The organism is Campylobacter concisus (assembly GCF_050447445.1).
Classification (GTDB): Bacteria; Campylobacterota; Campylobacteria; order Campylobacterales; family Campylobacteraceae; genus Campylobacter_A; species Campylobacter_A concisus_BI.
Genome location: NZ_JALMFW010000001.1, coordinates 21,204 through 34,764 on the forward strand (window position 1 = coordinate 21,204; position 13,561 = coordinate 34,764).

The window sequence follows — 13,561 nt, forward strand, 5'->3', positions numbered from 1 at the left end:
AAAATTTAATCTACTTTTTTGTAAAATATGCCCAAAAATCAAGGAGCTCTTGCAATGAAGATCGTGCTTGCGACATCAAATTTAGACAAAGTAAAAGAGATAAAAGAGTTTTTAAAAGGCTATGAAATTTACGCCTTAAGCGAGGTTGTAAAGCCATTTGAGATCGTTGAAGATGGCAGTACTTTTCAGCAAAATGCACTCATAAAGTCAAAAGCTGTTTTTGCAAAGCTTAAAGAGCAGGGGCTTGAGGGCGAATTTATTGCACTTAGCGATGATAGTGGCATTAGTGTGGATGCACTTGGTGGCGAGCCCGGGATCTACTCTGCGCGCTATTTTGACCTTGATGAAAATGGCAAGGTATGCGGCAAGAACGCAGATGACGCAAACAACAGAGCAAAGTTAATTAGCAAGCTAAAGGCGCTAAATTTAGAGAGCTCACCAGCTCACTACACCGCCTGTATCGCTATTAGCTCAAAATTTGGCGACTACACGACGCACGGCTTCATGTACGGCGAAGCGATAAACGAGGAGAGGGGTACAAATGGCTTTGGTTACGACGCACTTTTTATCCCAAATGGCTTTAACAAGACACTTGGCGAGCTAGATAATGAGACAAAGCTTGAAATTTCTCACCGCTCAAAGGGACTTGAGCTTGCAAATTTCGTGCTAAAAAGTCTAAAGAAAAACTTTAGTTAAGCCCATTTAGCCCTTTGTTAGCTCTCTCTAAAAGATCCCGTGCGCGAGGATTTTGCTCTTTTCCATTTAAAATTTCAAGCACTTTTTTGTAGTTTTGGGTAGCTTCGTCCTTTTGATTAAGCTTTGCTAGGTCGTTAGCAAGCTCTACTAAAAGCTCTGATCGCACAAGCTCGTTGCCACTTAACTCCGGCGTGATATCAAGTAAATTTAGCGCTAAAAGGTGGTTTTCGTGGGCTTTGTCAAAGTCGTTTTTTAGGTAGTAGGCGCTAGCGATGCCTTTTATACAGATGAGTTCGTCGTTCATTGGGGCATTTGGCGCGTTGTCATAAATTTTTAGAGCTTCTTGAAAATTAGCAAGTGCTTCGTCGTATCTGCCTAGCGCCTTTTGTGCCGCACCTAGGCTGTGATAAGAGCGAGCTAGTAGCAGCTTGTCGCTAACGTTTGCCGCAAGCTCTAGGGCTCTTTGTGAGAGCTCTAACGCCTTTTGTGGCTCTTTATTTACCATGCAAATGCTAGCGCTATTTATGAGCGAAGTGATCGCCTGCTCGGTGTTGCCCTCTTTTAAGCAGACATCAGTCGCTTGCTCGGCTAAATTTATGGCTCTCTCCAAATTTCTATCGCTTTTATAAAACTCCCTCACACTCTCTTGTATTAGCTCGTCACAGCTACTTGCAAAGAGGCAAATAGGCGCTAAAAATGGCAAAATTTTCTTCATCTTTTTACCTTTAAATTTTTGCCTTATTTTACCTTTTAAAGCGAGAAATTTATATTAACTTTGCTAAAATCACTAAAATTTTAAGGAGCCAAAAATGTCAAATATCTTAATCATCGGAGCAGGTGGCGTGAGCCAAGTCGCAACCGTAAAATGCGCGATGAACGCGGACGTTTTTAGTAAGATCACCCTTGCTAGCCGCACCAAAAGCAAGTGCGACGCGATCGCTAAATTTATCAAAGACCGCCTAGGCGTCGTTATTGACACCGCCCAGATCTACGCGGACGATACCGATGCCGTAGTCGCGCTCATCAAAAAAACGGGCGCCGATTTGCTTTTAAATGTGGCACTGCCGTATCAAGACCTAACCCTCATGGACGCGTGCTCTCGCGCCGGCATCCCATACATCGACACCGCAAACTACGAGCACCCGGACACCGCCAAATTTGAATACAAGCTGCAGTGGGCAAAGGACGGCGAGTTTAAAGCCGCAAACACGATGGCGCTGCTGGGAAGCGGCTTTGATCCGGGCGTGACGAACGTATTTTGCGCCTACGCGCAGCAAAATCTCTTTGACGAGATCCACGAGATCGACATCCTAGACTGCAACGCAGGAGATCACGGCTATCCGTTTGCTACGAATTTCAACCCAGAAATCAATCTGCGCGAAGTGAGCGCAAAGGGCCGCTACTGGGAGCGCGGCGAGTGGAAAGAAACCGAGCCGATGCAGATCATGTTTAAATGGGACTATCCGAAAGTCGGCGTCAAGGACAGCTACCTGCTCTACCACGAGGAGCTAGAAAGCTTAGTTAAAAACATCAAGGGGCTAAAGCGAATCCGCTTTTTTATGACGTTCGGACAGAGCTATCTAACTCACATGAAGTGTCTAGAAAACGTCGGCATGCTGCGCATCGACGAGGTCGAGCATAACGGCGTAAAAATCGTGCCGATACAGTTTCTAAAAACTCTACTGCCTGACCCTGCGAGCCTTGGCCCGCGCACGAAGGGCAAGACCAACATCGGCTGCGTGATCCGAGGCTTAAAAGACGGCAAAGAGCGCCAGGTCTATATCTATAACGTCTGCGATCACGAGGCTTGCTACGCCGAGACGGGCGCACAGGCGGTGAGCTACACGACGGGCGTACCTGCGATGATCGGCTCGATGATGGTCGCAAAAGGCATTTGGAGCGGCAAAGGCGTCTTTAATATGGAAAATTTTGACGCCAAGCCTTTCATGGACGAGCTAAATAAGCAGGGGTTGCCGTGGGAGATAATCGAAATGAAGCCAGGCGAGAGGTATGAGGTAAGGTAAGATTCTTATAATATACTTGTAATTTAATTTTTTGAACTATATAAACTCTAAAGGGAAAATATGAAACAAAATAAAATATACGAGTATGATGTCGCACTCTCATTTGCTGGAGAAAATAGAGAGTATGTAGAAGAGGTTGCTATTTTTCTTAAAAACTTTGGTGTAAAAGTATTTTATGATGATTTTAAACAAGATGAAATTTGGGGGAAAAATTTATTTGAATACCTTCAAGATATTTATAAAAATAAGGCTAAATACACAATAGTTTTTATTTCCGAGCAATATAAAAATAAAAAGTGGACCAGGCATGAGTATCGATCTGTTCAAGTAAGAGCACTAAACGAAATAGAACAAGAATACATACTTCCTATTAAATTTGATGATACAGAATTGCCTGGTCTTAATGAAAATTTGGCATATATAAGCGCTAAAAACAAAACAGCAAAAGAGATAGCGGATTTTTTTATTAAGAAAATTGGATTAATTTTTAATCAAAGATGGTGGGGCAAATGGGAGCGAAATAGTATTGTGCTTAGTAATACAGGCTCTTTATTTATAAAAGACGTAAAACAAAATGGTTTTATTTTTGATTTAACGGTTCAAAATGGAGCATATTTAGGTATATTGGAAAATGAATATGCCAAATTTATATCAAAAAATGAAGCTGTATTTGAAGAAGGTGAAAGTAAAATTAAATTCGTGAAAATAAAAGATGGAATTCAAATAGAGCCGATAAACTGTCAAAATTTGTGTGGCATAGGTGCATATTTCGACGGTATTTATGAATTTCAAAAGGATATTTTTACATTTTATGATGACATCATAGATGATTTTGTTTTATCAAAAATATATACACTAATCACTAAAGATGAAAAACATGGTTTAGAAAATTATAGTCCAGAATCCAAATGGGACGATTTTTTAAAATGCTTCGGCTATGACATGCCTAGCGATAATCTTGACAATTTCAAAGCAACTATAATTGAAGCATATGCTCCAGGATTTTATAGTGAATATGCTGCAATTTTAATGGTGGATGACAATAAAGAAATTTGGGGTGCTTTTTCTGATGTAGATAAAATATATTACTTTACAACAGAACAAAGATATAAAAATAAAATTCCAAAAACCATAGAAAATTGGGCAAGTCGTTTCAAGACAACTGATATAATTTATTTGGATTAAAAGGAATTTGAGGTTCATAGCAACAAAATTTAGCTACTTTTTTTACACAACTAGCGCCCCCCCAAAAAAACACCTTACGCTCGAATACGCTGCCCTTATAGGCTCTTCAATACAGTAGTGGCATCTTTGCTTTTTGCTATTTTTTGCATGATACTCGCGGACGTTTTCTGCGGGTACGCCGTGGACGATGTCTTGGACAATAGCGTTGTTTGTTTGGCTAAGCGCACTCGCGGCGTATTTTAATAAATAAATTTAGCCTTGCGGGTTTGACTCAAATTTTGGTCAAATTCGTAAAATTTCGGTCGCCAAAGCCAAAAATCAAATTTAGCGCTGGCAGGCCTAGCCAAATTTTACTTTTTCTTATTTTCGCTTTTTTTGCGCGCTTAGCGCCTCAAATTTCTGCTTTAAATTTTAAAAATCTCGTGCTTGGATAGCTCGTATTTGTCGTATATCACGGCATCGTCGCCGCCGATAGGTTACATGAGGCAATCAGCCGTGTCGCGGTCTAGTTTACCCCGTTTAAATCTCATGTTTAAAACGCTAATTTTGCGCTTGGCGTCTATCTCGCGGATGCCGATTTCATCGATGTCTTTAAAATAAAATTTTGCATTCTTACCGCCTTTTTGTATGAAAAATCCGTCGTCTTCGATTTTTCGGCATCACAGAATAAGAAATGAGGATAAAGAGGTAACTTCGGCGCAAGCTAACTTACTGGCGCCGAAATTGAAAGTTATTTTATCGCTGCCTCAAATCCAACATCTACATCTGGATAGCTCTTCCCGCCATGAAATGGTTTGGCAGCAGCGGCAAATTTATCAAAGCTTTCATTTAGCTTCAAATCATTTACAAGATCAACTGAAAATTTTGCTACTAGCTTGCTATTTTGCACTTCATATTTTGTTTTAAAAATTTTTGAATTTCCATTTATGCTAAGCTCAACATCCATTTCTCCAGCCTTATAGTCGCCATTTACTGCTACGATCTTGCCATCTACTGCCTTGCCATCGAAAATAATGCCAATCCTTTTATCGCGGTCAGGTAGCTTTGTGTCGATATCTTTTGGCTCAAGCTTAAATTCAAAGCTCTTTAAAAAATCAGCAAAATTTGCATTTTCTTGACTTTTAAAATTTATCGTTTTAAAAGTACCTGGTACGGCTGTTTTATTTGCTAGCTTGTAACCAGTAAATGTTACCTTTGGTTCACCTTCTACGCTAAATGCAAGAGCTGAAACTGCAAAAAATGAAGCTGCTAAAGCAACAGAAGTAAGTTTATTCATAAAGAATCCTTTTTATAATATTGATAATAAATATCGCAAATTATATATCCACTTACTTCAAAAAAGACTTAAAAACTCTTTTTAATTAATGAATAAATTTTTAATATCTTTTTATTCTGGATCATCACTAAAATCGTTATCCCTAAAGATCGTATAAAAATTTATGAGCCAAAAAACAAAAGCGATTGCTATGAGCATTGCGGGCAAATGAATGTAAAAGCCACTCCAAAAATAAGCCAAAATTCCTCTGCTAACACCAGCTAAAAGAACCAAAATAAAAGCAACCTTACTAAGGCGTAAAAACTCAAGCTCTTGTCCGCTGTGACGAAGTCCTGCGACATTAAATATAAGCATTACGCTAAAAATTACTGCATTTATCGCTATTAGATGCATAAAATTTGTTTCAAGATGGAGCCCAAAAATACCACTAAAGCCAATTCCCAAAAATCCAACCGCTAAAAATAGTTGCATAAAATAGTATAAAAGCACAAAACTATGTTTAAAAAGCTCTTTATAGTGCCACTCTTTAAGCTTTGCAAGTACCGCACTTCCGCAAGCTATCGCAGCATAATAGACACCCATGCTTTCCTCAAAAAATATATTTAAAAGTAAAAAGGCACAAACGCAGCAGATAGCGATATTTTTATAGATAAAATTTGGCACAAAAACAGCTTCATCCATGCCTTTTTCTCTTTTTAGCGCTTCTTTACCAAGCACGACACTAACGCGGTATGAGATGAGTAAGATAGCGATTACGTGGATAAAAACTTGTAAATTTAGAAATTTTTCATTGTCACTTATTAGATAATAAATTTCAAAGTCTAAAATGCCAAACAAAAAGCCAAGTACGCCAAATTGATCATCGTTTTTATCTCGCCAGATCATATAAACACAAAGCAAAACCAAATATAGCCAAAAAAGAGCGATAAAGCAGTGTGCTAAAAATAGGCTAAAAAATGCCAAGATAAAGCTTATAAAAAAGAGTGAAAATAATATATAAGCATGTATTTTTAAAGATGCTTGAAAATTTGTCCAATCAGTTAGTCCAGTTAGCAAAAATCCAGCATAAGCAAGCGCTAAGAAAAGTTGCAAAAATATAAATTTATGCAAACTCACAAAATCAGTTGGAGTAAAAAACACACTAGCACCAAGCACCGCACAGGCGGCACTCATTAAGAAAAATATCCTCATAGGATGAGTAAAAAAATTATTAATCATAATAAATTTGCCCTTTGAAATTTTCATCTATCATCTTGCTAATAAACGCAAAATCGCGCTCTTTGAAATCTTTGTCTATTTCAAGTTCTCTTTGTATGACTGCACCTTTACTTGATAGGAAATAAATTCTATTTGACATCTTCACAGCTTCCATTCTATCGTGTGTGACGAGAACTACGCTCATACCTTCGCTTACTCTTTGGCTAATGATATCGATCAAAATTTCTTTCATATCATAATCAAGTCCAGAAAAAGGCTCATCCATCAAAAGTAGATCAGGTTTTGTCACGACCGCTCTTACGAAAGCTACCCTTTGTCTCATGCCGCCGCTTAGCTCACTTGGGTATTTTAAAGTGTCCTTTTGGCTTAACCCAACCTTTTTAAAAAGCTCTAAAATGGCGTTAACATCTGGTTTATCCATAACCAAAAGCACATTTTCAAGAGCATTTTTCCATGTTAGTAGACGATTTTCTTGAAAAAAATATGTAGTCTTTTTAAAGTTATTAAAAATTTTTCCTTTTCTAGGCTCATTTAGTCCGCTAATAAGCCGAAGTATCGTTGTCTTGCCACATCCTGATGGCCCAAAAAGCGTCACTACCTCGCCACCTTTTACATTTAGGCTAAAATTCCTTACGACCTTATCTCTTAAAATTTCATACTCTACATTTTTAAGTTCAAGCATCATCTTCTCCAAGGCATCAAAGCTATTTTTAATGGCTCGATGATGAGGTACTCAAAAAGCATTATAAGAGTGATACTTAAAAGAACATACGCCATTACCTCGGTTGTTTCAAGCATCGCCCTTGCATTTGCTATCTTTGCTCCCATGCCGTTATTTGCACCTAGCAGTTCAGCCATTATGACTATTTTTACACCCATTGCAACAGCTACACTAACAGAGCTTATGATATAACTTGTAAGATGTGGGATATAAAGGTGTTTTATCTTTTTTAAAAAGCCTAAATGATAGGCATCAAACATCTCTTTTAGCTCCTCATCTACACTGCTCATAGCAACTGCCGAGCTTGCAAAAGTAAGCGGTAAAACGGTTATAAAGATAGTAAAAACGGTGCTAAAATTTCCAAATCCAAACCAAAAAATAGCAAGTACTATCCAAATAATTGGTGGCATTGACAAAAGCAAGGTGATAACAGGCTTTAAAAAGGCTGCAAAACTTTTAAAACTACCTGCTATTAGCCCTAAAAATATACCAAAAAATGTTGCCGAGCAAACTCCAATCAGTGATCTGCAAAGCGTTATATTTATCTCGCTGTTTTTATAATCTTTTAAAATTTCACAGGCTTTTAAAAATACATCTTTTGGTGGCGGAAGCAAGAGTGGGGAGCTAAACTCGCTTCCCACTTGCCAAATGGCTAAGATCAAAAAAACTACGGCAAATCCGCTAAATCCGCCCCAAAAATAGTCAATTATTTTTAAAAAGCTTGAGCGATCTTTTTTGATGCCATCAATTAGTATCATAAAAATAGACCTTTATCTGGCATCTTGCCGCCTAGAAATTTTGGATTAAACTGATAAATTTCTTCAAAAAACGCCATGATCTCATTTTGTAGTTCATTTGCTTTTGTTACTGTTAAATTTGCCTTATCAAAAGCATTTGCGAGTGCCACTTCTGGAGCTGGCAAGTAGCTTGAGCCTATCTTTGCTGCACTTTGTTTGTTCTCAAGTATCCATGAAAGTGCATTTTTAAGATCGCTATGAAGCGTATCAAATAGATTTAAGTTTTTCTCGTAAAAGCCTCTTTCTACGATAATGCCAGCCATTGGGATTATCGGTTTTGTACCAAAGCTCTCGCCCCAAATTTTTGGAAAATCAACTGAGTAATGCACGCTAACACCTGCTTTTTTACCACGTAAAATAGTTGCTTCGCCAAGAGGTTGTGGAACTATTAAAATGTCAAAATCTTTTTGTAAAAATAAAAGCAGTGCCTCTGGAGGCGTTGCTGTGTATGTGATATCTATCTTGCTAACGTCTATACCTCGCTTCTTGCAAAGTGCCCTTAGGACAAGATCAGGCATATCGCCACGAAACGGCATGACTAGCTTTTTGCCTACAAAATCCTCTAAATTTTTGATCTTTTCATCCTTAACCATAGTGTTCATTACGCCAAGAGTTAGTAAATTTAACATAGCAAAATCAAGCCCTTGATTTCTTAAATTTGCAGCAACATTTGATGGTGACATCGTGACTTTAATATCCCCACTAGCCACGCCTGCACGAAGCTGATCTGGTGTTTTCCAGATATTTAGGCTTACATCATAAGTTTTATTTAACTCCCCTTGCAGTGCAGCAACTGCCATGATAACGCTTGGGATTGCTGGCGCACCCCACATAGTAAAGCTATCTTTTGCAAATAAATTTGGCGCAAATGCGCTAACGCCTAAAGCTGTGCTAAGTCCTAAAAATTTTCTTCTATCTAACATCTTTTTCTCCTTTAAAAACTGCTGTGAAAGCTAATGAAAAATGTCCTGCCAGGGGCATGAACGACTACTGGATCAAGTGCTGCTACGTGATCACCGCTAATAAATTCCGCATAATCTTTATTAAATAAATTTGCTACGCCAAATCTTATGCCGACTTTGTTTTTAAGCTCTACGCCGCCATAAAGATCAAGTAAGCCAAAACCTTTTGCGGCTTCTTTTTTGTCGATGCCTAGACCATTTTGCTTGCTAAAATCGCCTCTAGTTTGCTTTGAAACTAGTCTTAGTGCAGTACCAAGATTATAGCTGCCAAAGCTTGCATAGTCTTTGTAGTCAAATGCAAAATTTGCCTCAAAAGGCCTTATTTGATAAAGCGGTCTGCCATCGGTTTTGTTTTGTCCGTAGTTGTAGTAAAGTGAGCTTTTTAAGCCAAAGTGCCTTGCAAAGCTATATTCTGAGTTTAAATTTACACTATAAAGTGTTGCATCAACGTTTCTTGAGATGACTGCGTTTTTATTTAGTTGCATCGCAGCTTTTGAGTGGCGTCTATCAAAAATAATCAAATTTTTAACGCTATCAGCGATGAAATGTCCACTAAGACTAAATGCATTTTTGTTTTGAAGCGAGTTTAGATACTCTTTGTAAAACTCGCTACCAAATTTAAAGCCAAGAACCGCTCTATTGTGTCTTTCTGGCTCTAAATTTGGATTTGCTATCCAGCCGTTATCGCCTGCGCCATAAAGTGCGTTAAAACGCTCCATATTACTTGGCAAGCGAGATAAGCTTTCAAGCTTTGCAAAGTAGCTATCCTTGTCGTTTGGTGTAAATTTATATTTTAGGCTTGCACTAAAAGCGTCTTTTTTGATCTTATCGCTTACGTCCTCACCATAAATTTGACGAAGCAGTCCGCGAGTCGTGCTAATAGCTGGATTTGGTGCAAAAAATTTAGTATCAAGTCCGTTAAGCTTACTTCTTTGCTCTTCATATTTTAAGGCAAGTGAGGCTTCATTTGCTTCATTAAATTTATAAGCAAGTGTGTCAAAAAGCATAAATTTATCATTTCTAACATCGGCAAATCTGTATCCGTTAAAGATCCAGCTGTTGCCTTGCTTCATGTATCTTTTGCCGTCATGTTTATCTTTTTCAAAGCCAGCGCCTATTTGATTGTGAAAGCTTGCAAAGTCAGCGTCATATTTTAAATTTGCCTCAAATATATTTCTCTTTAAATCCACTTTCACATTTGGAGTGGCATCTCTTAGATGAAAATTATCAGCTTTTCGCTCAACTTTTTTTAGGATAAATTCGAAATTTAGCGTATTTGAAAGATCTTCCTCGCCTAATCTAATATTTAGCTTGCCGACTTTTCTTGTCGTTTTAAAGGCATCCATCACGTGCTCTGGCTGCTTGTCTTTATCGATATTATCCCTTAAAAACGTAAGCCTAAGCTCGCTAAGATCATTTGGCACGAAGCCTAAGATAGCGCTTTGGCCTTGCCTATTGTAGCCATAGTCCCATCTTTTGCCACTTCCATCTTTATAATTATTTGCTTTGGTGAAATTTGCATTTAAAATGGTATAAAAATTTGCGCCACGATATTTAAAAAGCGATGAGTTGTAAAAGCTTTTGCCATACATTCCAGCCGAAATATGAAACATATCAGCTGAGTTATCAAGCAAATTTGTAACAAATGGATATTCGCTTCTTTGAGTGCGGTCAAATTGATTTTCCACAAAGGCGCTTTGTGCAACGTTTGGCGTGATGACTGGCGGCGGAGCAAATTCTCTAATAGGCTTTATAATGTCTAAATTTGCTTCATTTGCTAGAAGCAGTGATGAAAGAACTGCTAGGCTTAAAATGGGCCTCATGTAAACTCCTTTTAAAGATATAATTATGATTTCTTTTATCAGAATTGTAGTAGTAAAAGCCTTTATAAAAGTTGATGTAAGTCATCTTTTAAATTTTTAATCCATAATTACGAGCTTATTGTAGATAAAATGCTTAATTTTATTTTTGTAAGAGTAGCTAAATGGTGTAAATTTAATGTGAAAAATGTATAAAATTTTGATAATTGTTATATAAAAATTTTTAGATCATAGGTTGATTTAATTATGCTCTAAAATTATTAAGCCTATCTCTTAGCTCTTTTGAAATGGTAAATTTTGAGAGTTCATATTTATCAAAAATGATGATCAAATCATCACCTAGTGGTTGCACTAACCCAAAGCAAGCATCTCTATCAAGACGGTTTTTCTTAAATTTTACACTCAAAGTTTCAACTTTTTTCTTATCGCCAAAGCTTTTAATGGCGATTTCGTCGATATCCTTAAAGTAAAATTTTATGCTTTTTGAGCCTTTATTGATGATAAATCCATCATCTTCAATACGTAAAAAGTTGTTTTGAAAAATTTTTCTAACACAAAAGAACACTGAGAGAGCACCAATGATGATGCCAAAGAGAGACGCTGTGCCAAGAGCTAGATAAAAGTAGCCAACGATGCTAAAGGCAAAAAGCCCAAGTCCAAAGGCTAGCGCCCAAAAAACATCTTTTTTACTCTCTTTTGTTATCATCATTTTTCCCTTTTAAGCTAAAATTCCAGCACCATTTATCGCTTGGCTGCGCTCTTTTGCATAAATTCTCTCGCCATTTATCACGTCATATTTCCAGATCGGCGCATTTGCCTTAAAGTCCTCGACAAACTCATTGATTAGCCTTAGCGCAACCTTTCTTTGAGGGCTCACAACGCCTGCTACATAAGAGCTCGTATGCACGGCTACATCGCCTTTTGAATGAGCAAAGAGTACGTAGGTATTTTCTTTTTTGGCTCGCTCTTCCCAGGCTTCTAGCCATTTTTTAAGTATTGGCTCATAGATATCAAAGCTAAGCGCCGAAATGCCGCCTTCCTCTCTTACGATTCCAACAAAAGTGATGAGCGCACCGCAGTTTTTATCTTTAAAGCGTTCATACCACTCGTTTGTGATGCTTTGAACATCCAAGCTTCCATTATAAATTTGCATCTTAGCCCCCACAAACTGGCGGTAATATAGAAATTTTATCGCCCGTTTTTAGAGCAAAATTTATATCGCTTACGATCTCGTCATTTACGGCAACCGCACAGATATTTAGCCATTTTTTAAGCTCTTCTTTCTTACTTAAAGCTGCTTTTACTTCGCCTAAATTTTTTGCTTCTACTTTTATATTTTCAAGCCCGATAGGCCCAAGAAATTCGATCTCTATCACGTTTTATCCTTTGAGATTTTTGCTGATTTTACTTAAAAATAAATTTAGATATACTTATTTAAAAATTTAAAAAGCGAGCAAAAATGAACGAAATTTTAAAGAGCATAAAAACCCCAGCCTACGTTTGTGAAGAAGCAAAAGTACGTAAAAATTTAGAGCTTTTAAAATATGTCAAAGAGCAAAGCGGAGCTAAAATTTTAGTGGCACTTAAAGGCTTTGCATTTAGCGGCGTGATGGATATGGTGGGCTCGTATCTTGACGGAGCGACTTGCAGTGGGCTTCATGAGGCAAAATTTACAAGCGAATACGTAAAAGGCGAGATCCACACGTATAGCCCAGCGTTTAAAGAGGAGGATTTTGATGAAATTTTAAAAATTTCAAAGCACATTACATTTAACTCTTTTGCACAGTGGCAAAAATTCAAGGGTATTGCCCTGCAAAATGGCATCATCTGCGGCCTACGCGTAAATCCAGAGGTCTCGCTAGCACCGACCGACAGCTACAATCCATGCGGTAAATTTAGCAGGCTTGGCATCACGAGGACAAATTTTAAGCCTGAGCTTCTTGATGGCATTAGCGGGCTTCATTTTCACGCGCTTTGCGAAGAGAGTGCGAGTAGCTTGCAGACAGTGCTAGAGGCATTTGAGGAGAAATTTGGCGAGTTTATCCCAAAGATGAAATGGATAAACATGGGCGGAGGACATCACATCACGAGGGCTGATTATGACGTGGAGCTACTTATAAAGATAGTTAGGCGCTTCCGCGAGAAGTACGGCGTTGATATCTATCTGGAGCCTGGAGAGGCAGTTGGCTGGCAGACCGGCTTTTTGATAAGCAGCGTGCTTGATATCGTGCATAACGAAAAAGATATCGCTATCCTTGACACCTCGGCCGAGGCGCACATGCCTGATACCGTGCTCATGCCTTACCGCCCAGCCGTTAGAGGTGAGAGTAAAAATGGCAAATTTGCTTATAGATTTGGCGGTAATACCTGCCTAGCTGGCGATATAGTAGGGCTTGAAGCGGGCGATGCGGAGTATAAATTTGATAGTGAGCTAAAAATCGGTGACCGCGTCATCTTTGAAGACCAAATTCATTACACCATCGTGAAAAATACGACATTTAACGGCATTAAACTGCCTGATTTAGTGCTTTTAAAAGAAAATGGCGAGATTAAAATGATCCGCGAATTCGGATATGAAGAGTATAAACGCAGAAACTAATCACTGGTGTTTTGGCTATTTTTTGGCAGCTAAAAGCTCATTTGTATTTATGTCTATAATTTTTTTACAGATTAGTATCCATAAATTTTGGCAAATTTATCTATCTTTGCACTCTTTTGCCAGTTGTATTCGGTTTCATTTGCGATATTTTGAGCTAATTCTTTAGCGAAATGATCACTTATAAAAGCCAAAAGTCATATCCATACCAGTGGCCACGCCTGAAGCCGTGCAAAATTTATCATCTTTTATCACTTGGCATACTC

14 protein-coding genes are annotated in these 13,561 nt (G+C 38.2%); 4 read left to right on the top strand and 10 right to left on the bottom strand.

Annotated elements, in window-relative coordinates:
* The first annotated feature begins 54 nt into the window (after positions 1-54).
* Complete coding sequence (locus MTT30_RS00120) at positions 55-696, top strand: non-canonical purine NTP pyrophosphatase (protein ID WP_429800560.1); 642 nt, start codon at positions 55-57, stop codon at positions 694-696.
* On the opposite strand, the gene MTT30_RS00125 is transcribed toward MTT30_RS00120, so the two are convergent.
* The gene (locus MTT30_RS00125; protein WP_085657816.1) at positions 689-1,411 is read right to left on the bottom strand and encodes a tetratricopeptide repeat protein; all 723 of its coding nucleotides are present in this window, start codon (positions 1,409-1,411) and stop codon (positions 689-691) included. The genes MTT30_RS00120 and MTT30_RS00125 overlap by 8 nt on opposite strands.
* A 94-nt stretch (positions 1,412-1,505) precedes the next feature.
* Between MTT30_RS00125 and MTT30_RS00130 the strand changes: the two genes are divergently transcribed.
* Complete coding sequence (locus MTT30_RS00130; protein WP_429800561.1) at positions 1,506-2,720, top strand: saccharopine dehydrogenase family protein; 1,215 nt, start codon at positions 1,506-1,508, stop codon at positions 2,718-2,720.
* A 60-nt stretch (positions 2,721-2,780) separates the two neighbouring features.
* Positions 2,781-3,905, top strand: a complete 1,125-nt coding sequence (locus tag MTT30_RS00135) for a toll/interleukin-1 receptor domain-containing protein (RefSeq protein WP_429800562.1) — start codon at positions 2,781-2,783, stop codon at positions 3,903-3,905.
* A 730-nt stretch (positions 3,906-4,635) separates the two neighbouring features.
* On the opposite strand, the gene MTT30_RS00140 is transcribed toward MTT30_RS00135, so the two are convergent.
* The 9 genes from MTT30_RS00140 to MTT30_RS00180 form a co-directional block, all read right to left on the bottom strand.
* On the bottom strand, positions 4,636-5,181 hold the full coding sequence (locus MTT30_RS00140; protein ID WP_429800563.1) for a hypothetical protein: 546 nt from the start codon (positions 5,179-5,181) through the stop codon (positions 4,636-4,638).
* A gap of 111 nt (positions 5,182-5,292) precedes the next feature.
* Entirely contained in the window at positions 5,293-6,399 is a 1,107-nt protein-coding gene (locus MTT30_RS00145; RefSeq protein ID WP_429800564.1) for an NnrS family protein, read from the bottom strand.
* Positions 6,392-7,081, bottom strand: a complete 690-nt coding sequence (locus tag MTT30_RS00150; RefSeq protein ID WP_429800565.1) for an ABC transporter ATP-binding protein — start codon at positions 7,079-7,081, stop codon at positions 6,392-6,394. The genes MTT30_RS00145 and MTT30_RS00150 overlap by 8 nt, the downstream gene beginning before the upstream one ends.
* A complete protein-coding gene (locus MTT30_RS00155) occupies positions 7,081-7,878 on the bottom strand; it encodes an ABC transporter permease (RefSeq protein ID WP_103624604.1) in 798 nt (265 codons plus the stop codon). The genes MTT30_RS00150 and MTT30_RS00155 overlap by 1 nt, the downstream gene beginning before the upstream one ends.
* A complete protein-coding gene (locus MTT30_RS00160) occupies positions 7,875-8,840 on the bottom strand; it encodes an ABC transporter substrate-binding protein (RefSeq protein ID WP_429800566.1) in 966 nt (321 codons plus the stop codon). The genes MTT30_RS00155 and MTT30_RS00160 overlap by 4 nt, the downstream gene beginning before the upstream one ends.
* An 11-nt stretch (positions 8,841-8,851) precedes the next feature.
* On the bottom strand, positions 8,852-10,702 hold the full coding sequence (locus MTT30_RS00165) for a TonB-dependent receptor domain-containing protein (RefSeq protein ID WP_429800567.1): 1,851 nt from the start codon (positions 10,700-10,702) through the stop codon (positions 8,852-8,854).
* 241 nt (positions 10,703-10,943) lie between these two features.
* Positions 10,944-11,405, bottom strand: a complete 462-nt coding sequence (locus MTT30_RS00170; protein WP_429800568.1) for a molybdate transport repressor — start codon at positions 11,403-11,405, stop codon at positions 10,944-10,946.
* 12 nt (positions 11,406-11,417) lie between these two features.
* Complete coding sequence (locus tag MTT30_RS00175; protein WP_149717986.1) at positions 11,418-11,852, bottom strand: molybdopterin synthase catalytic subunit; 435 nt, start codon at positions 11,850-11,852, stop codon at positions 11,418-11,420.
* Position 11,853: 1 nt separating this feature from the next.
* On the bottom strand, positions 11,854-12,075 hold the full coding sequence (locus tag MTT30_RS00180) for a MoaD/ThiS family protein (protein ID WP_429800569.1): 222 nt from the start codon (positions 12,073-12,075) through the stop codon (positions 11,854-11,856).
* 83 nt (positions 12,076-12,158) lie between these two features.
* On the opposite strand from MTT30_RS00180, the gene nspC reads away from it, so the two are divergent.
* The gene (nspC, locus tag MTT30_RS00185) at positions 12,159-13,298 is read left to right on the top strand and encodes a carboxynorspermidine decarboxylase (RefSeq protein WP_429800570.1); all 1,140 of its coding nucleotides are present in this window, start codon (positions 12,159-12,161) and stop codon (positions 13,296-13,298) included.
* The last annotated feature ends 263 nt before the right edge of the window (positions 13,299-13,561 follow it).